Below are 22,273 nucleotides of genomic sequence, written 5' to 3' on the forward strand. Positions count from 1 at the left end.
TAGCACCCTCTGCGAACGCTCGCCATGAAACACGCGTCCCTTCACGCGGCGCCGGCTTTTGCGCTAATGACGCCGCTCGAGGACGTTTCGGTCCATTTTTCAACAGACGGCGGACTTACCCCGCCACGCGTTTTCAGCGCCAAAGCTCTTTCAGGACCAGCATGTCGGCTACTCGCACCGCGCTCTACGGCCAGGCCGATCATGATCTGGCGCCCGCCGCGCCGGACGCCGTGCAGCTATCGCCGACCCAAGTCGGCTCGACCGATATCGCATCGCTGGCCGACGAGTCCGTGAGCGCCGTAACCGTCCGCGCGCCCGCGGGCGCGGTCGAGCGACGCTATGTGCTGGCCCAGGCGCTGCGCATCCTGGCTCCGAACGGTCGCCTGACCGCCTTCGCTCCGAAGGACCGAGGCGGCCTGCGCCTGAAGAAGGAGCTGGAGGCCCTGGGCTGCGAGGTCGGCGAAAGCGCCCGCCGTCACAACCGCATCTGCCTGGTCGTGCGTCCGGTCGAAACCAAAGCCTTCGCCGAGGCCATCGCCGCCGGCGCGCCGCGCCAGATTTCCGAGAACGGCCTGTGGACCCAGCCGGGTGTGTTCAGCTGGGATCGCCTGGACGCTGGCACCAACGCCCTGCTGCAGGTGCTGCCCGAATTCTCCGGCGCCGGCGCCGACTTCGGCGCGGGCATTGGCCTGCTGGCGCTGAACGTCCTGGCCGCGCCGAAGGTCACCAAGCTGACCCTGGTCGAGCTGGACCGCCGCGCTGTCGACGTCGCCAAGCGCAATGTCACCGATCCACGCGCCGCGTTCGTGTGGGGCGACGTGCGCCAGACGGACCTGAAGGATCTCGACTTCATCGTCAGCAACCCGCCGTTCCACGAGGGCGGCGGCGAGAACAAGACGCTGGGCCAGGCCTTTATCGCCTCGGCGGCGGCGGCCCTGCGCAAGAGCGGCGTCCTGTGGATGGTCGCCAACCGCCACCTGCCCTACGAGGCGATCCTGGGCGAGAGCTTCAGCAAGGTGCGACTGGTCGCGGAAGGCGGCGGTTACAAGGTGTTCGAGGCGCGCAAGTAATGAGCAAGGCCATGATGGCCCGCCTGGATCGGCTGCTGGCCAATCTGGGCTATGGCAGCCGCAAGGATGTCCAGGCCCTGGTTGCGTCCGGCAAGGTGATGCTGGACGGCAAGGTGCTGAAGGACTCCGGCGCCCGCATCGCCGTCGACGCGACCCTGCCCGAGCGCATGACGATCCGGGGCTTGCCGGTCGATCCGCCCGCCCCGCTGGTGCTGATCATGCACAAGCCGCTGGGCGTGGTGTGCTCGCACAAGGAGGACGGCGAGAAGATCTACGACCTGCTGCCGCGCCGCTGGCGGCTGCGCGATCCGGGCCTGTCGACCGTGGGGCGGCTGGACAAGGACACCAGTGGTCTGATCCTGATCACCGACGATGGCGACTTTCTGCACCGGGTGATCTCGCCCAAGCGCCATGTGCCGAAGACTTACCTTGCGACGCTGGACCGGCCGCTGGCTGGTACGGAGGCGGAGGTATTCGCCGCCGGAACCCTGATGCTGGACGGCGAGGAAAAGCCGCTGCTGCCGGCGCAGTTGGACGTGGTGGATGAGAGGACCGCGCGGCTGACCATCACCGAGGGCCGCTATCATCAGGTGCGCCGGATGTTCGCCGCCGTGGGCAACCATGTGGTCGGCCTGCACCGCGAGCGTATCGGCGGCCTGATCCTGCCTGCTGACCTCGAGCCCGGCCAGCACCGCATCCTGTCAGCCGAAGAGGCTGAGGGAGTCTTTGCTGATGTCTGAGCAGATCCTCGTCGACGCCCGCGGCCATCACTGCCCCGTCCCGACCCTGAAGCTGCGCAAGGCTCACGAGGCCGCGGCGCCGGGCTCGGAACTGGTCCTGCTGGCCACCGATCCGATGGCGCGGATCGACGTGCCGCACTTCGCCGGTCAGATCGGCGCCAGCGTGCTGGAGATCGCCGACCAGGACGGCGGCGTGATCAGGTTCCGTATTCTGAAGGCGGCTTGAGCGCCACGGGGCGCGGGCCTTCCAAGAGGGCCTGAGGTCGCTCGTCCAGGGCGATCTCGACCTCGGTGGCCAGGGCGCCGCCGAAGAAGATCGCGTTCACGCTCCACGACAGCCAGATCAGGAAGATGATCACCGCCGAGATCGAGCCGTAGGTCGCGCCGAGGTGAACGACCTTCTCGACATAGAAGGCGCTGGCCCACGACATGAACACGCACAGCGCCGCCGCCGCCGCGCCGCCGGCGATCGAAGCGCGCCAGCCGACCGTCTCGCGCGACATGGCGTAGCGATAAACGAGGCTCATGCCGATCACGATGCCGAGGCTTGCCCAGGTCCACTCGCTCTGGATCCACGACACGCCCTCCAGCGGCCGCAGGTCGACCGCCGAAGCCAGCAACCGCAGGGCCAGGAAGACGCCCGACATCACGAAGAGCAGGCCGAAGGCGGCGATCAGCACCAGCAGGGCCATGATGTTGAAGCCGAAGAAGCCGCGCTGGTTTTCCTCGTCGTGGATGAACGACAGGCCCGCCAGCAAGGCCTTGAAGCCCCGGTGCGCGGCGTAGCCGCCGACGATCAGCACGACGCCGCTCTGCAGCGAGATGGCGCCGCCCGAGGCCTGGGCCAGATGGCCGAACTCGTCCTGGAACATCGAGCGCGCCCCGGCCGGCGCCAGTTCGGCCAGCTTGGCGGCCTGGCGCGCGGCGGTCTCGGGCGTGAGGAAGAAGCTGTAGAGGCCGATCAGAATCGCCAGGCCGGGAAATACCGCCAGCAGGGCGAAGAACGAGACCCCGCCAACATAGAGCATGACGTCCCGGCCCCACAGACGAGACAGCGCCAGACCCAGCACGCGCAGGATTTCACGGGTCCAGTGGAGCGGGTCTAGGTCGAGGTCGCGCCAGCGGATGCGGTGCAGCGGGTCTTGCATCCGGCGGACCATGAGGGCGCCCGCCTTTAGAGTCAAAGACGCGCCGCCCAGGAAAGGACGGCGCGTCTCCGCAGGACGGGCCTGTGTATCGATCGCCACATCGAGGGACGGATGGCGCAGCGACCGATCGACCCTCGCAACCTAAGACCCGCCGCCTGAACCGCACCTGAACGCGGCGCTCATCCTTCTAGAGGGCGCCGGACGCCTTCAAGCCGGCGATGGCCTCGCTGGAAAAGCCCCAGTCGGCCAGGGCCTCGTCGTTGTGGGCGCCGATCTTCGGCGGCGCGCCCTGGATCGCGCCGGGCGTCGCCGAAAAGCGCGGCGCGGGAGCCGGCTGGGTGACGCCGCCGATCTCCACGAAGGTCTCGCGGGCGGCGTTGTGGGCGTGCTTGGGGGCCTCGTCCATGCTCAGGACCGGAGCGAAGCAGACGTCGGTGGCGTCCATGATCGCGCACCAGTCGTCACGGGTCTTGGTCTTGATGACCACGGCCAGCTTCTCGCGCAGCTCCGGCCACTCCTCGCGGCTCATCTGGTGCTGGAACTGCGGGTCCGTGATGCCGGTCTTCTCCAGCAGCAGCAGATAGAATTGCGGCTCGATCGAGCCGATCGAGATCCACTTGCCGTCCGAGCACTCGTAGGTGTCGTAGAAGTGCGCGCCGCCGTCGAGCAGGTTGGTGCGGCGGCCTTCGTTCCACATGCCGCCAGCCTTGAAGCCGTAGAACATGGCCATCAGCGAGGCCGCGCCGTCGCTCATGGCGCAGTCGATCACCTGTCCCTGGCCCGTCGACCGCGCATGGATCACGCCGGCCAGCAGGCCGAAGGCCAGATAGAGCGCCCCGCCCCCGAAGTCGCCCACCAGGTTCAGCGGCGGCACGGGCTTGGCCTCGGTGCCGATGGCGTGCAGCGCGCCGGTGATGGCGATGTAGTTCATGTCGTGGCCCGCGGCCTTGGCGTAGGGACCGGTCTGGCCCCAGCCGGTCATGCGGCCGAAAACCAGCTTGGGATTGCGCGCCAGCACGACGTCGGGACCCAGGCCCAGGCGCTCCATCACGCCCGGCCGGAAGCCCTCGATCAGGCCGTCGGCGCTTTCCAAGAGCTTGAGGCAGGTTTCGATCGCCTCGGGGTTCTTGAGGTCCAGCGCCACCGAGCGACGACCGCGGGCGGTGATGTCGGCCGGCGACGACCGCCCCTGCCCCTTGCGGTCGATGCGGATCACGTCGGCGCCCAGGTCCGACAGCAGCATGCCGCAGAACGGCCCCGGACCGATGCCGGCGAACTCGACGATCTTCAGTCCCGAAAGCGGCCCCTGGCCCATGATCCATATCTCCCTGTCGGCTCTTCGACGCGGCCGGTCTCGCACACTAGAACGCCCCTGACGTTCGGTCAGGCAAGCCCTTGCTGTTTACCCCCAGCCTGCGGCGTTCCGTACCTTTGACCGCGCCAAGCCTCTGCTATGTTGCCGTGTCGAATCTCGGCGGTCTTTGCATGACCGGTCAGGCGAGCGTTCGGGCGGAGGTTGGTTTGGCGGTTGACGCCCGGATCCTGATCGTGGCGCGCGACGATGTTCGCGCCGGACCGCTGGCCGAAGGGCTGGACCGGTTGGGCTGGCGCACCATCACCGCCCGCGGCCCCTATGCCGCCCTCGCCGCCTTGGGCGACCTGCCGATCGAAGCGGTGATCGTCGATCTGGCCAGCGCCGGTCCCGAGACCCAGACCCTTGCTCGACGCCTGAAGGCCGCCGTCGCCCCGCGTCGCCTGCCGGTCATCGCCATCGGCGAGCCCGAAGGCGACTATCGCAATCAGGCCTTCGATCTGACCCTATCGCCGCCGCTGCACCCGTCGCAGGCCGCTCTGCGGCTGGAGACCCTGGTCCGCACCGCCATCGCCGAGGAAGAGTTCGAGTTGCGGCTCGAGACCTTCGGCGATCGCGGCCGCCGGCTGGAGCAGCCCGAGCCGGACAGCGCGCCCTATCGCATCCTGGCGGTCGGCGAGCCGGCCCCGCAGTTCCTGGCCCTGTCCAACGCCCTGCAGGCCAGCGGCGCGGAAGTAGTCGGCGCGTTCACCGCCTATACGGCCTTCGACTATCTGCACGAGCGGGCCTTCGACTCCGTGGTGCTGTGGGCCGGCGACAGCCAGCAGGAAGCCCTGTCGATCGCGGCCGGCATGCGCCGCAACACCCGCCTCTTCCACATCCCGGCCCTGCTGTATCTGAAGGCCGAGAGCTATGTGACCATGTCAGAGGCGTTCCATCGCGGCGTGTCCGACGTGGCCTCGCCCGAGACGCCCGAAGTCGAGACCGCCCTGCGCGTCATGGAGCTGGCCCGCAGCTTCCGGCGCGGCGAGGCCATTCGTGGCGCCCTGGAGAAGGCTCGCAGCTCAGGTCTGATGGACGCCGCCACCGGCCTGTTCACCCGCGACCTGTTCGCCGCCCATCTGGCGCGACTGTCTTCCGCGGCGCGCGAACGCGCTCGGCCGCTGTCGATCTGCGTGCTGCGCATCGCCGAGAAGCCCGAGACCACCTGGGCCCGTCAGAATGGGTGGCTGGACCGCGCCATTCCGCAGATCGGCTCGATGGTCGGCCGCCTGGTGCGCGTCGAGGACACCCCGGCCCGCCTGGCCACCGAGGTCTTCGCCCTGGCTCTGCCGGCCACCAATCTGAACGCCGCCCGCGCGGCGGCCGAGCGGATCGCGGCCGTGATCGGTTGCACGGCCTTTGACGCCGGCGAAGACCGCCCGCCGTTCGTCTGCGAGTTCGACATCGGCGTCGCCGAGGTCCAGCCCGGCGAAGGCGCGGTCAAGGCCCTGGAGCGAGCCGCCTCCAGCGCGCTCAAACGCGACGCCGGCTGACGTTCCCCGATCGGGCGCCTATATGGAACCCGTCCAGTCGCGTTCCCGAGGAGACCCACGTGAGCCAGCCCCAACCCATGCTCGTCGACGTCGTCGCCGATGTGGTCTGCCCGTGGTGTTATCTCGGCTGGCGACGACTGAAGTCCGCCCTCGCCTTGCGTCCCGACGTTCCGGCCCAGCTCATCTGGCGCGCCTATCAGCTGGATCCGTCGATCCCTGAAGAGGGCGTGGACCGCAAGGAATACATGGCCAACAAGTTCAAGGACCCCGAGCGCCTGAAGGCCGTACACGCGGCCCTGGTCGAGGGCGGGGCTGAGGAAGGCATCGCCTTCGACTTCGAGGCCATCCAGTTCTCGCCCAACACCAACGCCGCCCATCGCCTGATCCGTTGGGGGCTGTCTGCCGGCGTGCAGGACCAAGTCGTCGAGGCGCTGTTCAAGGCCTATTTCGAGCAGGGCCTGGATATCGGCGATCCGATGGTGCTGGGCGACATCGCCGAGGCCGCCGGCATGGAGCGCCTGGTGGTGCTGCAACTGTTGTCCGAAGGCGCGGACAAAGAGGCCGTGGCCCGCGAGCACGCCATGGCGGTTCAGGGGGGCGTGACCGGCGTGCCGTTCGCCATCTTCGCGGGCAAGGTCGCGGTCGTCGGCGCCGAAACGCCCGAACGCATCGTCGAGGCGATTGACCAGGCCCTGGCTTCCGGGGCCTGATCCTCGTCACACCAGAGTCGTCGGGGGACGCATCGTGGATCATTCGAAACAGCAGATGATCAGCTACGCCATCACCGGCGTCGTGATCGGTCTCGTTCTCTTCTTTCGCATACGCCGCCTGAACCAGGAACGGCGGCTGAAGCTGGAATGGATGTGGGTGCTGCCCGCGGTGATGGTCGCGGCGACGGTGGCTCTGCTGATGCAGTTTCCGCCGCACGGCCTGGACTGGTTGTGGCTAGCCCTGGTGTTCGCGGTCGGCGCGGGCATCGGCTGGATGCGCGGCAAGCTGGTCCCGATCAGCATCGATCCCGAGACGCACCTGCTGAACACCAAGCCGTCGCCGGCCGCCCTGCTCTTCCTGCTGGGCCTGTTCGTGGTGCGTTTCGCGGCTCGCGCCTATCTGGAGAGCAACGCCGCCGCCCTGCACATCAGCATCGGCCTGCTGACCGACGGCTTCGTGGTGCTGGCCGTGGGTCTGTTCGGCGTCTCGCGGCTTGAGATGGCCTTGCGCGCCTGGGGCCTGCTGAAGGCGGCCCGGGCGGCGAAGGCGGCGGCTTAGGCTGTGCGTCCTTCGAGGCTCGGCTTCGCCTCACACCTCAGGATGAGGAACTACAGATAACCTCATCCTGAGGCGCCCGCGCAGCGGGCCTCGAAGGACGCACACAGCTTCCGTCAGGCCTTCGCCAGCCGCGCCAGCACCGTCAGGATTTTCTCGGCCGCGTCCAACCGCTGAGCCGGCGTGTCCCACTCGCCCTTGACCACGACCTTCTGGTCCGGGCGGACCTTCCAGATCAGGTGGTTCTTGGCGACGTGCTGCATCAGCCCGAGCGGATTGGCGTAGGTGTCGTTGCGGAAGCTGGCCACCGCACCCTTGGGGCCGACGTCGATCTTGGCGACATTGGCCTCGCGGCACAGGCCCTTGATGGCGACGACCTTGAGCAGGCTGTCGGTCTCGGGCGGCAGCGGGCCGAAGCGGTCGATCATCTCGGCGGCCAGGGCTTCACGGTCGTTGGCCTGTTCGGCGTCGGACAGGCGGCGATAGAGCGACAGGCGCACGTTCAGGTCGGGCACGTACTCGTCGGGGATCATCACGGCCGCGCCGGTGTTGATCTGCGGCGACCAGCCCCGGTCTTCCAGCAGAGCCTCCTGGCCCTGACGCTGACGCAGCTCGGCGACCGCGTCTTCCAGCATCTGCTGATAGAGCTCGACGCCGATCTCCTTGATGTGGCCGCTCTGCTCGTCGCCCAACAGGTTGCCGCCGCCGCGCTGGTCCAGGTCGTGGCTGGCCAGTTGGAAGCCGGCCCCCAGGCTGTCCAGGGACTGCAGCACCTGCAGGCGCTTCTCGGCCGACAGGGTCAGGGTCTTTTCGACCGGCGTGGTCAGATAGGCATAGGCGCGGGCCTTGGACCGGCCGACGCGGCCCCGGATCTGATAGAGCTGGGCCAGGCCGAACATGTCTGCGCGGTGGACGATCAGGGTGTTGGCCGACGGGATGTCCAGGCCGCTCTCGACGATGGTGGTCGCCAGCAGCACGTCGTACTGGCCCTCGTAGAAGGCCGTCATCACGTCTTCCAGCTGGGTGGCCGCCATCTGGCCGTGGCCGACGACGTACTTCACCTCGGGCACCTGGGTGCGGAGGAACTTCTCGATGTCCTCCAGGTCCTTGATGCGCGGCACGACGTAGTAGGACTGACCGCCGCGGTACTTCTCGCGCAGCAGGGCTTCGCGCAGGGTCACCGGGTCGAACGGGCTGATATAGGTGCGCACCGCCAGGCGATCGACCGGCGGGGTGGCGATGATCGACATCTCGCGGATGCCCGACAGCGCCATCTGCAAGGTGCGCGGGATCGGCGTCGCGGTCAGGGTCAGCATGTGCACGTCGGCGCGAAGCTCTTTGAGCTTCTCCTTGTGCTTGACCCCGAAGTGCTGCTCCTCGTCGACGATCACCAGGCCCAGGTCCTTGAACGCGACCTGCTTGGACAGCACCGCGTGGGTGCCGACCACGATCTCGAACTGACCATTGGCCAGGCCCTCGCGGGTCTCGGCGGCTTCCTTGCCGGTGACCAGGCGCGACAGGCGCGTGACCTTGATCGGCCAGCCCTGGAAACGGTCCTTGAAGGTCTTGTAGTGCTGGCGGGCCAGCAGGGTCGTCGGGCAGACAACCGCGACCTGCTTGCCGCTCATCGCCACCACGAAGGCCGCGCGCAGGGCGACCTCGGTCTTGCCGAAGCCGACGTCGCCGCAGATCAGGCGGTCCATCGGCTTGCCCGAGCCCAGGTCCTCGAGAATGTCCTGGATGGCGCTGAGCTGGTCGTCCGTCTCCTCGTAGGGGAAGCGGGCGCAGAACTCGTCGAACACGCCCTGGGGCGCGTCGGTCTCCTCGACGGACTTCAGCGAGCGGGCGGCGGCGATCTGGATCAGGCCCTCGGCCATGACCCGCAGGCGCTCCTTCGCCTTGGCCTTGCGGCCCTGCCAGGCCGCGCCACCCAGTTTGTCCAGCTGGACGCTGTCGGGGTCGGACGCGCCGTAGCGGGTCAGCAGGTCGATGTTCTCGACGGGCAGATACAGCTTGGCCTCGCCGCCGTACATCAGGTCGAGGCAGTCGTGCGGCGCGCCCTGGACGTCCAGGGTCTTCAGGCCCTCATAGCGACCAATGCCGTGGTCGATGTGGACGACCAGATCGCCCGGCGTCAGCGCGGATGCTTCGGCCAGGAAGTTGGCGGCGCGGCGCTTCTTACGCGGGCGGGCCAGGCGGTCGCCCAGGATGTCGGTCTCGGAGATCACCGCCAGCTGGTCGGTCTCAAAGCCGTGGTCCAGCGGCAGCACGACGCGTTGCGGGGCTTTCGGATCGTTGGCCTTGGCCGCCTGCCAGTAGCCGGCATAGGGGATCTTCTTCAGGCCATGGTCGGCCAGCATGGTCCCCAGGCGTTCGGACGAGCCCTCGGACCACGAGGCGAACAGGACGCGCTTGCCCTCCCCGGCCAGCTTTTTCGCATGGTCGGCAGTCGCCTCGAACAGGTTGACGCTGTCCTGCGCCCGCTCGGCGGCGAACACTCGGCCCAGCTTGGCGCCGAGGTCGACGACGTCCAGGCCCTGGGGCTGGAACGGTGTGAACAGGCGGTGCGTGCGGTCGGTGAGCTCGCGGTCCCACTCGGCGGCGGTCAGGTACAGCGCCTCGGGCGCCAGGGGGCGATAGGCCGATTTGCGGTCGGCGCTGGCGCGGGCCTCGTAGGCGTCCTGGATCATGGCCAGGCGCTCGTCGCGAGCCTCGGCGGCTTGGTGATCGACGCCGATCAGCGCGCCGTCCGGCAGGTAATCGAACAGGGTCGACATTCGCTCGTAGAACAGCGGCAGCCAATGCTCGAGACCGGCGCGGCGGCCGCCCTCGCTGACGGCGGCGTACAGCGGATCATCGCCCGGTGCGCCGAACTCCGCGACATAGCCCTTGCGGAACCGCGAGATGCCGTCGGCGTCCAGCAGCGCCTCGCTGACCGGCAGCAGGTCGATTTCCTTCAGCTGCTTGGTCGAGCGCTGGGTCTCGGGATCGAAGGCGCGGATGCTTTCCAGCGTGTCGCCGAACAGATCGAGGCGCACAGGCTCCTCGGCGGCCGGCGGATAGACGTCGATGACGCCGCCGCGAATGGCGAACTCGCCGCGCTCGGAGACGGTGGAGGCGCGGGTGTAGCCGTTGACGGCGAAATAGCGCTCCAGGTCCTTGATATCGACGCTGTTGCCGACCTTGGCGCTGTAGCTGGCGCGCAGCAGCACGTCCTTGGTCGGCACGCGCTGCAGCAGGGCCGGCGCGGCGATGACCAGGATGGCGGCCTTCTTGTCGCCGAGGCCTCGGGCCAGGCGCGATAAGGTCGCCATCCGAGTGGCCGACACGCCCGATGACGGGCCGATGCGGTCGTAGGGCAGGCAGTCCCACGAGGGCAGCAGCACCGCCTCGATCTCGGGGGCGAAGAACTTCAAGGCGTCGATGAACGCGCCGGCGCGGGCCGTGTCTCGGGCCACGAAGGCGGTCAGGCCGCCGCGCGCTCGGGCGATGTCGGCCATCACCAGGGCGTCGAAGCCCTCCGGCGCGCCGGCCAGGGTCAGGCCGCCGGCGGCCTTGGCGATCTGTTTGGCGTCGTAGGCCATGACGTCTCTTCTAAGTGTGCTTTAGGCGCCGTCGCCGATCGGACGCGCGGCGTGCGCTTCGAACCTGAACGCGCGGATCATCGCCAGGACGTCGGTCTCGAACGTTTCGGGCGTCTCTTCCTGGCCGACGATCCAGGCATAGATCTCGCGATCCGGCTGTTCCAGCAGGGTTTCCAAGGTGTCGAACTGCTCGGGGGTGAGGTTCGGGCCATGGACGTCCGCAAACGGACCCAGGATCAGGTCCGCTTCCCGGAAGCCGCGATGCCAGGCGCGAAAACGAAGGCGCTTGAGGCGGGAGTCGTGATCGATAGTCATGTGTCGGCGGATATAGAGCGGTGCTCGCCCAGGCGCCAGCGTCACGGATGCTCGAACATGTCAGCAGAGATCCTGTGCCCTTGCAGAGATTGACTTTGCCGACTTTCGGCCTATTTATCCCCACCTTCGGAGCAGGTCTGGCGAATCCGCGCCGCCCGCTCGCCCAAGCACGGGCGGCTCCGTCAGACCAGCGTGTACATGACCGAATTTACCGACCTCGGGCTTTCGCCCACGACCCTGCAGGCGGTCGCCGACACCGGCTATACCACTGCGACCCCCATTCAAGCCCAGGCCATTCCGGTCGCCCTCGCGGGCCAGGACGTGCTCGGCATCGCCCAAACGGGCACCGGCAAGACCGCCGCCTTCACCCTGCCGCTGATCGACAAGCTGCAGTCGGGCCGCGCCAAGGCTCGCATGCCGCGCGCCCTGGTCATCGCCCCGACCCGCGAGCTGGCCGACCAGGTCGCCTCCAGCTTCGAGAAGTACGCCAAGGGCACCAAGCTCTCGTGGGCGCTGCTGATCGGCGGCGTCTCGTTCGGCGACCAGGAAAAGAAGCTGGACCGCGGCGTCGACGTGCTGATCGCCACGCCGGGCCGTCTGCTCGACCATTTCGAACGCGGCAAACTGCTGATGACCGGCGTCCAGTTCCTGGTCGTCGACGAAGCCGACCGCATGCTGGACATGGGCTTCATCCCGGACATCGAGCGCATCTTCAAGATGACGCCGCCCAAGAAGCAGACCCTGTTCTTCTCGGCGACCATGCCGCCGGAAATCACGCGCCTGACCAAGCAGTTCCTGAAAGACCCTGTCAGGATTGAAGTGGCCAAGCCGGCGACGACCAACGCCAACATCACCCAGCTGCTGGTCAAGGTGCCCTCCTCCGACCCCAAGGCCAAGCGCCTGGCGCTGCGGGCCCTGGTCGAGAAGGCCAACATCGAAACCGGCATCGTGTTCTGCAATCGCAAGACCGAAGTCGACATCGTCGCCAAGTCGCTGAAGGTGCACGGCTTCGACGCCGCCCCGATCCATGGCGACCTGGACCAGAGCCAGCGCACCAAGACCCTGGCGGACTTCCGTTCGGGCGCGCTGAAGATCCTGGTGGCCTCGGACGTCGCCGCCCGCGGGCTGGACATTCCGGCCGTCAGCCACGTCTTCAACTACGACGTCCCGCACCACGCCGACGACTATGTCCACCGCATCGGCCGCACCGGCCGCGCCGGGCGCACGGGCGTGACCTACATGCTGGTGACCCCGGCCGACGACAAGGGCTTCGACAAGGTCATCAAGCTGATCGGCATGACGCCGGACGAAGAGAAGCTCGAGCTCGACTACTCCAACGCCGTGACGGTCAAGCGCGAGGGCGACCGCGATCGCAAGCGCGGCGCTCGTGACCGCGACAAGGATCGTGACCGCAGCGAGCGTCCGGGCGGCCGTGGCCGCAACCGCGGCCGCGCCTCGGAAGAGGCCGCCGCCGAAACTCCGGCCGAGGCCGAAGTTGTCGAAACGCCGGAAGCCGCGCCCGTCGAGGAGCGTCCCGCCCGCGAACGCAAGCCGCGCCGCGAGCGTGAACCGCGTCCGACCGCCCCGGCCTCGACCATCGAAGCCGCCGAGCGTCCCGCACGTCCGGAACGCACCGAGCGTGCGGAACGCCCTGAGCGCGCCGAACGTCAGGATCGCCCTGAACGTCCCGAGCGTCCGGTGCGTGGCGTTCAGCCGATCCGCGACCGCGATGACGACGACCGTCGCGTCGTCGGCTTCGGCAATGATGTGCCGGCCTTCCTGGCGCGTCCGCCCCGCGGCAAGTAACGCTCCACGATCGCAAGATCTTGAAAGGCGCCGGACCCGTCCGGCGCCTTTCTCGTTTGCGGACACGGCCGATGGTCGCGCTTGCGGAACGGTGTTATTCTGAGCTCGTTCTCGGCTTGATCGCGCCGGAGCCCGGCCGGTCGCCCAACGAATGGGAGGACTGCCCATGACCGTCATCGACTTCAACACCGCCAAGGCGCCTGACCCGGCGAAGGAAGCCGACCTGATCGCGCACGAGAAGACCTATCACGGCTTCAACATGCTTCTACGCTGGTCAATGCTGGCGCTCGCGGCCGGGATCAGCGGCCTGACCGTGGCGTTCGCAACGCCCGGCGGCTTCTGGGGCGGCGCGATCGTCTTCGCGCTGGTCTGGGTAGCGGGCTATTACGGCATGGTCCGCCGCGAGGAGAAGCAGCCGCTGGACCCCTGGGTTCCGGGCCGCAAGGGCATCCTATAGCGCCTCGTCGACGAACCGCAGCAGGTCGTCCAGCCGCGGCCGATAAGCGAACCTGAACCCACGGCGCAGTTGGGCCATCGGCGGCGTCCGCCAGCGCGGGATCGGCGAAGCGCAGACATAGCCGCGCCAGTCGACGCCGACCTGGCGGCAGGCCGCCCTCACCCATTGGCTGGTGAAGTTGGTCGGTTGGACTTCCACCACCCGCGCGTCGCGGGGCAGGAAGACGGCGTTGGCCAGGGCCGCGCCGCTGGCGCCGACCACGACCTCGGCGTCGCGCATCAGGGCGATCTGTTCGGCGGCGCTGAGGGTTTCGGGGCTCACGATGACGAAGCCGCGCTTGGCCAAGGCCCGCTCGAACGCCGCCTCGCCGACCATGACCCGCATCGACTGACCGCGCCGCGAGAGATAGACGCGTCGCGCGCCTTGCCCGGCCGGCGCCCGCGCCAGCACGCGCTCGGCGACCTCGGCCAGCAGCGCATTGGGATGGTGCAGGAAGTGATCCATGCAGGTGGCGTAGGTCACCCGGCCCAGGCGCACGGACGGCGCATCGACCTCGGTGATCTCCAGATCCGGAAAGGCCATGGCGATCAGGTCACGCTGCCAGGCCGTCAACGGCGGCGCCAGCACCGGCGTCCCGTCCAGCAGGCCCGCCTTCTCCAGCGCCAGCAGCGACGTCAGGGCGTCGATGACGAAGTGGCCGTAGTTGAACGTGCCGCCCCAGGGCAGGAACACCGCGCCAGCCTCGATGAACGGCGCGTCGACCGGCGGCGTGAAGCGCGCGGCGTTATCGGTGACGCCGGTCAGCGCCGAGAGGTCCGGCGAACCCTGCCGCGCCTCGACGATGGTCGCGTTGTAGAGCGCGCCGTCGGTTCCGATCAGCCCGCCGAAGCGCGGGAACCACCAGGCCTCCCCGATCGCGCACAAGGCTGGCGCGTTGACCGGCGGCGGGGCGTCGATGTCATGCGGCCAGACGCTGGCCTGCGGACCGCCAATCCGTCCGGCCGGCGCGCCGTCTGAGGCGTCGGCCGCCGGCAGCCAGGCGACGCCGCTCTCGCCTTGGACGAAGCGCTCGCGCAGGGCGTCCAGCAGCAGCGGCGGCAGGTCCTGGGCTTCGACGATCAGGCGCAAGGGCAGCGGCGCGGTCATGCGCCGCTTGGAGCATGCCGCGCCCGAGAAATCAAAGCGACCCGACTACTTCTTGATCTGGCCGGCCAGGTACTTGCGGATCCCCTCCCCGTACGGCGGGCGCAGGCCCAGCATCGGGGCGATGTCCTTCTTCAGCTGATGGAAGACCGCCTTGCGGTGGCTGAACTCCAGGAAGCCGTCATGACCGTGATAGGCGCCCATGCCAGCCGGACCGACGCCGCCGAACGGCAGGTCCTCCTGAGCGACGTGGAAAATCACGTCGTTGACCGTCACCCCGCCACTGGTGGTGCGGCTCAGTACCCGCTCCTTCTCGGCATCGTCGGTCCCGAACCAGTAGAGCGCCAACGGCCGGTCGTGGGCGTTCACATAGTCCACGGCCTCGTCGAGCGTCTTGTAGGTCTTCACCGGCAGGACGGGCCCGAAGATCTCTTCCTGCATCACCTTCATGTCGTCGGTGGGGTCCAGGATCAGGGTCGGGGCGATCTTGCGGTGCTCCTGCTGCGAGAGATCCTCGCCGCCGGGATTGATCTCGATGACCCGTGCGCCCTTGGCCCGGGCGTCGTCGACATAGCCCTTGACCCGGTCATAGTGCCGCTGGGCGACCAGGGCCGTATAGTCGGGATTGTCTTTCAGGGTCGGGAAGTAACGGCCGACAGCGGCCTGAGCTTCCGCGACGAAGGTCTCCACCTCTTCCTGGGGCGCCAGGACGTAGTCGGGCGCCAGGCAGATCTGGCCGGCGTTGAGGGTCTTGCCGTTCATGATCCGCGCCGCGGCCGTGGCCATGTCGGCCCCGCGCGACAGGATCACCGGGCTCTTGCCGCCCAGCTCCAGGGTCACTGGCACCAGGTTCTCCGCCGCCGCGCGCATCACGTGCCGGGCCACGGAAGTCGCGCCGGTGAACACCAGGTGGTCGAAGGCCAGACCCGAGAACGCCTCGCCCACTTCGGGCCCGCCGACGAACACCGCGACCTCATCCTCGGAGAAGACCTTGGCGAACATGACCTTGAGCAGCTCGGAGGTCGCCGGGGTGTATTCCGACGGTTTGATCATGGTGCGGTTGCCCGCTGCGAAGATCCCCGCCAGCGGCGCGAAGGTCAGATTGACCGGGAAGTTCCAGGGACTGATCACGCCCACGACGCCCTTGGGCTGATACTGGATGCCGGCCTTGGCCCCGAACAGGCCCAGGATGGCGGGGGTGGTCTTGCGCTTCTGCGGCTTCATCCACTTGGCGACGTTCTCGCGGGCGAATTTCAGCGGACCGATCGAGCCGGCGACGTCGGTCAGGGCCGTGGCTTCGGGCGAGCGCGAGCCGAAATCGGCGTTGATGGCGCGGGCGATCTCTGTCTGGTGGCCGACCAAGAGGTCGATCGAGCGGTTAATCCACTCGATCCGGGTTTCGACGCTAGGCGGACCGTCCCGAAGACTTGCGGCTTTCTGACGCTGAAGAACGACGTTCATGCTGGCGCGATGCGCCTCGGACCCAAGATTCACCGGTGCATTCATAGTCTTAGCTCCCTCCGCCCGAGTGGCGCTGGCCGTGCCGCGCTCATCTTATCGGCGATCACCATGGGCGAGGGAAAGAGCCCGCGCAAGCGAACGTTGTTCGCGCTTAACGCCTCGTAAGACTCTTCTGACTACGGTGTGGCTCCAAGCGATCGGTCTTTCCGTACGGGAAAGTCGAGCCGGGGAAGAAAGATGTCGGACGTCGAAACCATCCTGCGCGGTCCTGAAGCCTACCGGATCGCCTCGCGCGCGGTGGAACTGATGGAGCGCCACCAGGTGTGGCCGACCGCCTTGAATTTCGAGCTATGGACGCACTACGTCGCCGACCCCGACGGGGCCCTGGCGCGTGAGCTGACCCGTCTGATCTCGCTGGGCGAACCGATGACCGAGCTGGTCAGCGAGGAGCTGGCCGCGCACTACCTGCCCAAGGCGCGCCTGAACGAACAGATCCGCGACGCCGGCGACATCCTCTCGAAGGAACTGGAAGCGGTCTCCAAGGCCATCCAGAACGCCCAGAAGACCAACGCCGCCTTCGGCCAGCAGCTGGCCGGCGCCAGCAAGAGCCTGGATGGTTCGACCGACGTCGAGGCGATCAAGACCGTCGTCACCCATCTGGCCGACGCCACTCGCCGCGTCCACAAGGAGAACCAGTCGCTGGAATCGCGTCTGGCCGAATCGACCTCCGAGGTCGAACGCCTGCGCGAGCACCTGGAACAGGTCCGCCGCGACGCCACCACCGACGGCCTGACCAACTTGGCCAACCGCAAGGCCTTCGACGACGAGCTGGACCGCGCCTGTTCGGACGCCGACGAGCAAGGCTCCAGCATCTGCCTGGCTGTGCTCGACATCGACCATTTCAAGGGCTTCAACGACACCTGGGGCCACCAGACGGGCGACCAGGTCATCCGTTACGTCGCCTCGGTGATTGGCCGCGTGGCCGCCCCGCCGCGCTTTGCCGCGCGTTACGGCGGCGAAGAGTTCGCGATGATCTTCCCGCGCGAGGCCGCTTCGATCGTGGCCACGACCCTGGAAGAAATCCGCGTCGAAGTGTCATCGCGCATGCTCAAGCGTCGCTCGACCAACGAGGACCTGGGCGCCATCACCGTGTCGTCGGGCTTTGCCGACCGTCGCCCGGGCGAAACCGGCCACTCGCTCATGGAGCGCGCCGATGCGGCGCTCTACGCCTCCAAGCGCGGCGGCCGTAATCGGGTCACGGCCGCGGAGTCGATGCCGGCCTCGGCCAACGCCGCCTAAGCAAGCTTCAGCAGAAGACCTACCTGTCGCGCCGCTGGTCTCACGATCGGCGGCGTTTCCTTTTTGAAATTTCCGCTAGCCTTCCCAAGCGGCAAAGGCGCCTAGAGTCTCCCCAACGAACAGAGATGGGAGCCCAGGCCGTGGACTATCAGAAGATCCGTGTCTCGACGGAAGGCGGCGTCGCCACCGTCACCCTCGCCGATCCGTCGACGCTGAACGCGGCCAGCCTGGAGATCGCCCGCGAGCTGATCCACGCCTTCTCGGCCATCGCCCACGGCCGTGAAGCCCGCGCAGTGATCCTGACCGGCGAAGGCCGCGGCTTCTGCTCGGGCGCCAATCTGTCGGGCGGCGGCGCGGCCGGGCGCGAGCTCGATGTTGACGGCAAGCCCGACGCCGGCTCGGCGCTGGAAAGCACCTACAACCCGCTGATGACCCTGCTGCGCGATTTCCCGCTGCCGATCGTGACGGCGGTGAACGGTCCGGCGGCCGGCGTCGGCTGCTCGATCGCGCTGATGGGCGACATCATCGTGGCCGCCGACAGCGCCTATTTCCTGCAGGCCTTCCGCCGCATCGGCCTGGTCCCCGACGGCGGCTCGACCTATCTGCTGCCGCGCCTGATCGGCAAGGCGCGCGCGATGGAGATGATGCTGCTGGGCGACAAGATCCCTGCCGCAACGGCTCTGCAGTGGGGCCTGGTCAACCGCGTCGTGGCGGACGCCGACCTGATCCCGACCGCTCACGCCCTAGCGCTCGAACTGGCCCAGGGCCCAGCGGCGCTTGGCACGATCCGCAAGCTGGTCTGGGACAGTCTGGACAGCGACTGGACCGGCCAGTTGCACGCCGAGCGCAAGGCTCAGAAGGTCGCCGGCAAGACCGAGGACTTCCTCGAAGGCGTCAGCGCCTTCCTCCAGAAACGCGCGGCGGCCTTCAAGGGGCGGTAGCGGCGGCCTGCAGATTCAACAGGATTCGAACTGCTTCGTCAGCGCGATCCAGTGGCACGAAAACATGGTCGTGGTTCAGCGCCGCGACCATGTTGCAGGCGATGTTGGTCTTGGCCAGCGCCGAGGCGACGGCGGCGGTCAGGCCCACGCCGTCGAGGGCCGAATAGACGTTCAGCGTGATCAGAGCCATCGGCGCATCGACGGGAAAGCCCGCCGCTGCGGCGGCGTCGCGCTCCAGGATCAGGCTGATCCCTTCTGACTCACGGAACATGGCTAGCGGGTCCAGGGCAGCTCAGTCGCGGTCGCCGGCCGCGCAGAACACGTAGGCTCCAGGCATCAGCTGGGGCGTCATGCCGGCGACCATCTCGCGGGCGCCGCTAACAAGCTGCGTCACTTCTCGGGAACCGCCAGATAGGGCCGGTAGCTCTTTTCCTCGATGATCTCCGAGCCCGCGGCCTCGTTGATCGCCCGCTTGATGGCGGCGCGCTGGTCGTTGTCGATATAGACGCGGCGGGCCAGGGCGACGAAGTCGGGACCAAAATCCTGGCGGCGCTCGCAGTCGCGCTTGCCGTCCTCGATGTCCCAGAGGGCGGCGTTGACGGTCATGAGCGCGTCGGTCAGCCGGGCGATCTCGGCATTGTCGGGCAGGTGCTCGCGGGCGGTGGCCTCCAGCAGAGCCAGCTCCTTGCGAACATTGGCCTCCTTGACCGGATCGCCGATGCGCTGGGCCTTAACCCTCAGGATGGTGATCTTGTCGACCAGTTCGCCCGCCGAGATCGGCGCGAGGATGGACATTCAGGACGCTCCGGAGACCAATTTCTGCAGCGCCAGCCAAGCCGCATCGACCGGCAGAGCGCCCATGCCGCTTCCGTAGTCTTCCGCGACCAGTAGCTCAAGCCGCTCCGCCGCCGGACGGAATTTCACCGACTTGCGACGGTCCTGCTGCAGCGACAGCAGAGGCGCGCCGCCAGCGGCCAGCATGTGACCGGGACCGGCGTCGTTAGCCACGCCAGCCGCCAGGCGTCCGGCCAGGGCGATGACCAGCAGCGGCCCCTTCACCGCGCTGAAGTCGTCGGTGCGGTTGCGCTCGGGCTGGAGGGCCTGAGGAACCTCCCGCGCGGCGATGGCGGCGTCCTCGGCCTCGTCGGGGCCAAAGAAGAACACCGGCGCCCAACCGTTGGCTGCGATCCGGCGGGCCAGCTCCAGATAGTTCTCAAGCGGCCAGCGCTTATCCTGGCCGCCGGCGCCGGGCGCCAAGCCGACAAAGGTAGGGCCGGCTGGCAGCAAGGCCTGCGCGGCCTTCAAGGCGTCGGGATTGTTCAGCGTCAGAGGGCGAGGCGCACCCTGCCCGTCCGTGGCGAGACTCAACAGTCGCGCCAGACGGTCGGTGACGGCGACGGGCCAGTCCTTGCTTCGCGCCTGATGAGCGGCCGAGACGAACCGACCGCTGGCGCCGCGCTTGGCGACGCCGCTACGGCCGACATGCTCCTGGGTGTCTATGACGAGATCGAACTTGCGACCGCAGAACGGCCGGTTCCACGGCAGCATGTCCAGCGGTGCGCCGCCGTTGCGACCTTCCAGGATGAGCTCGTCGATATAGCCCGCCACCACGCTCTTCAGCGGGCCGGCGTAGACGGTTTCGACCTTGGCGGCGCACCAGCTGATGCGAGCGTCCGGGAACGCCGCGCGCAGGCCGGCGATGAAGGGCAGCTTGATCAGGCCGTCGCCGATCACCTCGCCCATCGAATAGATCAGGACTGTCTGGACCATGGCCGTGTGTCGCCGCCTCGCTCGTCACGGTCAATCACGGAAATGTAAGTGAACACTCACTTGCATATTCTGGGCGTTGTGAGAGGGTCTGGCCATGAGCGCCAAGCCCCGCATCGAACGCGCCGCCCTGGAGGCCTTCGTCACCGAAGGCGTCGACGCGGCCACGACCAAGACCATCGCCGCCCGCGCCGGCGTCTCCGAGGGGGCGATCTATCGTCACTGGAAGAGCAAGGACGCTCTGGCCGTGGGCCTGTTCATGGACTGCCACCGGCGCCTGTCGACCTTGATCGGGGGTGAGGCCAACGCCGTCCAAGGCATCGAGGCCAAGGCCGAGGCTGTGGTTCGGGCCTATTGCGCGGTTGCCGACGAGGACTGGCTGCTGTTCTCCTTCCATCTGCTGCAGCTGCACCATTTCCTGCCCTACTACCAGGAGGACGGGCGCGACCCGGTCACCCTGGTCGAGGACATCATCAAGCGCGCCATGATGGATATGCAGCTGCCGCCGGCCGATCCCCGGGTGCTGGCGGCCATGGCCATCGGGGTCATCACCCAGACCGCGCAGAACAAGGCTTATGGCCGCCTGGGCGACGACGCCCTGTCGGTCCATGCTCCCCTGATGACCGCGGCCGTCAAGGCCGTGCTCTTCGCCCGCTAACGAGGTCCCGAATTCATGCGCAGCGCGCTGTTCAACGCCTACTACTGGGTCCTGTCGATCTTCTACGGCCTGTCGGCGGCGCTGGCCGCGTTGGCGCCGGGCCGTGACGCGGTGACCTTCGTGCTGCGGCTCTACAGCAAGCGCATGCTGGCGACGCTGGACACGCTGGCCGGTGTGAAGGTGCAGTTGAAGGGGCTTGAGAACCTGCCGGCCGGCCCCTGCATCATCGCTGCCAAGCACCACAGCTGGGGCGACGGCTTCGTGATGTTCGCTCATGTCGACAACTTGAGCTTCGTGACCGGCGACCACCTGGAGAAGTTTCCGCTGGTCGGGGCGATCCTGAAGAAGTTCGGGGCCATCGTCGTCGACAGCTGCGGCGGCCCAGAAGCCCGCGCCGCCCTCTCCAAGAGCGCCGCCCAGGTCGCGTCGGAAGGTCGTCGGATCCTGATCTATCCCGAGGGCCACCTGGCAGCGCCGGGCGAGCGGTTCCGTTATCGGTCGGGCGTGTACTTCATGAGCAAGGACTTCGACCTGCCTGTCGTGCCGGTGGCGACGAACCTGGGCTGCTTCTGGCGGCAGACCGAGAAGAAGAAGACACCCGGGACCGCCACCGTAGAGTTCCTGCCCGCCCTGCCCCAGGGCCTGGAGAAGGACGACTTCATGGCGCTGATGGAAGCGACCATTGAGGGCCGCACCAACGAACTCATCGCTCAGGCGCGCGGCGAACCTGTCCGATCGTCAGTGTTGGTGGAATGGAACGGTCGAGAGAACGTGGCCAAGGCCGAGCCGGCGCGGGCCTAGACCTCGACGGGGCACTCCGCCGGAACGCCTGCGAATGTGCCTTCAGCCCGGCGTTTGGCGAAATGGGTCTGGGCGCAGCCGCTGGAACACAGCAGGCCGGTGTCGGACCAGTAGAGCGGCGCATCGTCCTCGTGCTTGAAGCGCGGCGCGCCCCACGGCAGGCCACATTCGACGCAGGACGGGGTCTTGGCCAGCATCAGTCCTGAACCTCGGCCGCCGGCTGGATCGTCACGCTCTCGCCGCAGCCGCAGGCGTCGGTTTCGTTCGGGTTGTTGAACACGAACTTCGACGACAGCTTGGTGGTCTCGTAGTCGATCTCGGTCCCGATCAGGAACAGCACCGCCTTGGCGTCGATCAGGATGGTGACGTCCTTGTCCTCGACCACCTCGTCCAGCGGGGCCTTCTCGGCGGCGTATTCGAAGATGTACTCCGACCCCGCGCAGCCGCCGTTCTTCACGCCGACTCGCAGGCCGGCATAGGGCTTGTCGGCCCGGGCCATGATCTCCTTCACGCGCGCGGCCGCGGCGTCGGTCAGGGTGACGACCTTGGGGCGCGGGCGGCGGGGACGTGCGGTGATCGCGGTTTCCATGGCTTTCGAACCGATCAGAACATGTTCAGTTGCAGCTTGGCTTCGTCGCTCATCCGCGAGGAATCCCACGGCGGCTCGAACACCAGCTCGACATTGCACGACTTCAGCCCGGGGATCTCCATGACCGCGTCGCGGACCCAGCCCGGCATTTCCCCCGCCACCGGGCAGCCCGGCGCGGTCAGGGTCATGTCGATGGCCACATCCTTGTCGTCGCTGACATCGACCTTGTAGATCAGGCCCAGCTCATAGATGTCGACCGGGATTTCCGGGTCGTAGACGGACTTCAGCTTCTCGATCAGCAGGTCCGTCAGGCGGTTCAACTCGTCTTTCGACAGGGCCGAAACGGGTTCCGGAGAGGCGGCGGCGTCGGTCATCGTCAGG

General features: G+C 67.7%; 23 protein-coding genes and 2 pseudogenes. 13 read left to right on the top strand and 12 right to left on the bottom strand.

Annotation, left to right across the window (positions count from 1 at the left end; translation table 11 throughout):
• The first annotated feature begins 161 nt into the window (after window positions 1-161).
• Genes E1H18_RS18705 through E1H18_RS18715 form a run of 3 tightly spaced genes read left to right on the top strand, consistent with a single transcriptional unit; the run spans window position 162 to window position 2,036 of the window.
• Window positions 162-1,070: a class I SAM-dependent methyltransferase gene (locus E1H18_RS18705; RefSeq protein ID WP_172271309.1), complete on the top strand. Its 909-nt coding sequence runs from the start codon at window positions 162-164 to the stop codon at window positions 1,068-1,070.
• Entirely contained in the window at window positions 1,070-1,810 is a 741-nt protein-coding gene (locus tag E1H18_RS18710) for a pseudouridine synthase (RefSeq protein WP_172271310.1), read from the top strand. Before E1H18_RS18705 ends, E1H18_RS18710 begins: the two co-directional genes overlap by 1 nt.
• Window positions 1,803-2,036 carry a sulfurtransferase TusA family protein gene (locus E1H18_RS18715; protein WP_172271312.1) on the top strand — a complete coding sequence of 78 codons (234 nt, stop codon included), beginning with the start codon at window positions 1,803-1,805 and terminating at the stop codon, window positions 2,034-2,036. The genes E1H18_RS18710 and E1H18_RS18715 overlap by 8 nt, the downstream gene beginning before the upstream one ends.
• Here the strand turns inward: E1H18_RS18715 and E1H18_RS18720 are convergent.
• Together E1H18_RS18720 and E1H18_RS18725 are read right to left on the bottom strand one after the other, a co-directional pair.
• Complete coding sequence (locus tag E1H18_RS18720) at window positions 2,008-2,970, bottom strand: YihY/virulence factor BrkB family protein (protein ID WP_370526549.1); 963 nt, start codon at window positions 2,968-2,970, stop codon at window positions 2,008-2,010. The two genes, E1H18_RS18715 and E1H18_RS18720, sit on opposite strands and share 29 nt — an antisense overlap.
• Before the next feature lie 175 nt (window positions 2,971-3,145).
• Window positions 3,146-4,273, bottom strand: a complete 1,128-nt coding sequence (locus tag E1H18_RS18725) for a CaiB/BaiF CoA-transferase family protein (protein ID WP_172271316.1) — start codon at window positions 4,271-4,273, stop codon at window positions 3,146-3,148.
• 206 nt (window positions 4,274-4,479) lie between these two features.
• On the opposite strand from E1H18_RS18725, the gene E1H18_RS18730 reads away from it, so the two are divergent.
• The 4 genes and pseudogenes from E1H18_RS18730 to E1H18_RS26905 all read left to right on the top strand — a co-directional run.
• Entirely contained in the window at window positions 4,480-5,805 is a 1,326-nt protein-coding gene (locus tag E1H18_RS18730; protein WP_172271318.1) for a diguanylate cyclase domain-containing protein, read from the top strand.
• Window positions 5,806-5,864: 59 nt separating this feature from the next.
• The gene (locus tag E1H18_RS18735) at window positions 5,865-6,515 is read left to right on the top strand and encodes a DsbA family protein (RefSeq protein ID WP_172271319.1); all 651 of its coding nucleotides are present in this window, start codon (window positions 5,865-5,867) and stop codon (window positions 6,513-6,515) included.
• Between the two features lie 34 nt (window positions 6,516-6,549).
• Window positions 6,550-7,074 (top strand): CcdC protein domain-containing protein, encoded by a 525-nt coding sequence (locus tag E1H18_RS18740; protein WP_172271321.1) that lies wholly within the window; start codon window positions 6,550-6,552, stop codon window positions 7,072-7,074.
• Window positions 7,075-7,079: 5 nt separating this feature from the next.
• A pseudogene (locus tag E1H18_RS26905) lies at window positions 7,080-7,176 on the top strand (hypothetical protein); the annotation flags it as partial.
• An 11-nt stretch (window positions 7,177-7,187) separates the two neighbouring features.
• Here the strand turns inward: E1H18_RS26905 and mfd are convergent.
• Window positions 7,188-10,655, bottom strand: a complete 3,468-nt coding sequence (mfd, locus tag E1H18_RS18745; RefSeq protein ID WP_172271323.1) for a transcription-repair coupling factor — start codon at window positions 10,653-10,655, stop codon at window positions 7,188-7,190.
• A 21-nt stretch (window positions 10,656-10,676) separates the two neighbouring features.
• Window positions 10,677-10,970: a succinate dehydrogenase assembly factor 2 gene (locus E1H18_RS18750; RefSeq protein WP_172271325.1), complete on the bottom strand. Its 294-nt coding sequence runs from the start codon at window positions 10,968-10,970 to the stop codon at window positions 10,677-10,679.
• Window positions 10,971-11,168: 198 nt separating this feature from the next.
• Between E1H18_RS18750 and E1H18_RS18755 the strand changes: the two genes are divergently transcribed.
• Together E1H18_RS18755 and E1H18_RS18760 are read left to right on the top strand one after the other, a co-directional pair.
• Window positions 11,169-12,776, top strand: coding sequence for a DEAD/DEAH box helicase (locus tag E1H18_RS18755; RefSeq protein ID WP_172271326.1), 1,608 nt, complete (start codon window positions 11,169-11,171; stop codon window positions 12,774-12,776).
• Window positions 12,777-12,942: 166 nt separating this feature from the next.
• Complete coding sequence (locus E1H18_RS18760; RefSeq protein WP_172271328.1) at window positions 12,943-13,233, top strand: aa3-type cytochrome c oxidase subunit IV; 291 nt, start codon at window positions 12,943-12,945, stop codon at window positions 13,231-13,233.
• Here E1H18_RS18760 and E1H18_RS18765 read toward each other — a convergent pair.
• Both E1H18_RS18765 and E1H18_RS18770 read right to left on the bottom strand, forming a co-directional pair.
• The gene (locus E1H18_RS18765; RefSeq protein ID WP_172271330.1) at window positions 13,228-14,379 is read right to left on the bottom strand and encodes a DUF563 domain-containing protein; all 1,152 of its coding nucleotides are present in this window, start codon (window positions 14,377-14,379) and stop codon (window positions 13,228-13,230) included. The genes E1H18_RS18760 and E1H18_RS18765 overlap by 6 nt on opposite strands.
• A 45-nt stretch (window positions 14,380-14,424) precedes the next feature.
• Window positions 14,425-15,882: a coniferyl aldehyde dehydrogenase gene (locus E1H18_RS18770; protein WP_172271331.1), complete on the bottom strand. Its 1,458-nt coding sequence runs from the start codon at window positions 15,880-15,882 to the stop codon at window positions 14,425-14,427.
• Window positions 15,883-16,074: 192 nt separating this feature from the next.
• Here E1H18_RS18770 and E1H18_RS18775 point away from each other — a divergent pair, with 192 nt between their 5' ends.
• Window positions 16,075-17,136: a GGDEF domain-containing protein gene (locus E1H18_RS18775; RefSeq protein WP_172271333.1), complete on the top strand. Its 1,062-nt coding sequence runs from the start codon at window positions 16,075-16,077 to the stop codon at window positions 17,134-17,136.
• A gap of 140 nt (window positions 17,137-17,276) precedes the next feature.
• On the top strand, window positions 17,277-18,077 hold the full coding sequence (locus E1H18_RS18780; protein ID WP_172271335.1) for an enoyl-CoA hydratase/isomerase: 801 nt from the start codon (window positions 17,277-17,279) through the stop codon (window positions 18,075-18,077).
• Here the strand turns inward: E1H18_RS18780 and E1H18_RS18785 are convergent.
• From E1H18_RS18785 to E1H18_RS18795, 3 genes and pseudogenes are all read right to left on the bottom strand, one after another.
• A pseudogene (locus E1H18_RS18785) lies at window positions 18,064-18,471 on the bottom strand (ACT domain-containing protein). The gene E1H18_RS18780 and the pseudogene E1H18_RS18785 overlap by 14 nt on opposite strands.
• Window positions 18,468-18,872 carry a DUF6165 family protein gene (locus tag E1H18_RS18790; protein WP_172271336.1) on the bottom strand — a complete coding sequence of 135 codons (405 nt, stop codon included), beginning with the start codon at window positions 18,870-18,872 and terminating at the stop codon, window positions 18,468-18,470. The pseudogene E1H18_RS18785 and the gene E1H18_RS18790 overlap by 4 nt, the downstream one beginning before the upstream one ends.
• Complete coding sequence (locus tag E1H18_RS18795) at window positions 18,873-19,847, bottom strand: glycosyltransferase family 9 protein (protein ID WP_172271338.1); 975 nt, start codon at window positions 19,845-19,847, stop codon at window positions 18,873-18,875. It abuts the gene before it with no gap.
• 94 nt (window positions 19,848-19,941) lie between these two features.
• Here E1H18_RS18795 and E1H18_RS18800 point away from each other — a divergent pair, with 94 nt between their 5' ends.
• Window positions 19,942-20,502, top strand: coding sequence for a TetR/AcrR family transcriptional regulator (locus tag E1H18_RS18800; protein WP_172271340.1), 561 nt, complete (start codon window positions 19,942-19,944; stop codon window positions 20,500-20,502).
• Window positions 20,503-20,517: 15 nt separating this feature from the next.
• Window positions 20,518-21,303, top strand: a complete 786-nt coding sequence (locus E1H18_RS18805; protein ID WP_172271341.1) for a 1-acyl-sn-glycerol-3-phosphate acyltransferase — start codon at window positions 20,518-20,520, stop codon at window positions 21,301-21,303.
• Here E1H18_RS18805 and E1H18_RS18810 read toward each other — a convergent pair.
• Genes E1H18_RS18810 through E1H18_RS18820 form a run of 3 tightly spaced genes read right to left on the bottom strand, consistent with a single transcriptional unit; the run spans window position 21,300 to window position 22,266 of the window.
• A complete protein-coding gene (locus E1H18_RS18810; RefSeq protein WP_172271343.1) occupies window positions 21,300-21,500 on the bottom strand; it encodes a hypothetical protein in 201 nt (66 codons plus the stop codon). The two genes, E1H18_RS18805 and E1H18_RS18810, sit on opposite strands and share 4 nt — an antisense overlap.
• Entirely contained in the window at window positions 21,500-21,892 is a 393-nt protein-coding gene (locus tag E1H18_RS18815) for an iron-sulfur cluster assembly accessory protein (protein WP_172271345.1), read from the bottom strand. Before E1H18_RS18815 ends, E1H18_RS18810 begins: the two co-directional genes overlap by 1 nt.
• Before the next feature lie 14 nt (window positions 21,893-21,906).
• Window positions 21,907-22,266: an SUF system Fe-S cluster assembly protein gene (locus tag E1H18_RS18820; protein WP_172271347.1), complete on the bottom strand. Its 360-nt coding sequence runs from the start codon at window positions 22,264-22,266 to the stop codon at window positions 21,907-21,909.
• Window positions 22,267-22,273 lie beyond the last annotated feature (7 nt).

This window comes from Caulobacter sp. RHG1 (genome assembly GCF_013181195.1).
Lineage (GTDB): Bacteria > Pseudomonadota > Alphaproteobacteria > Caulobacterales > Caulobacteraceae > Caulobacter.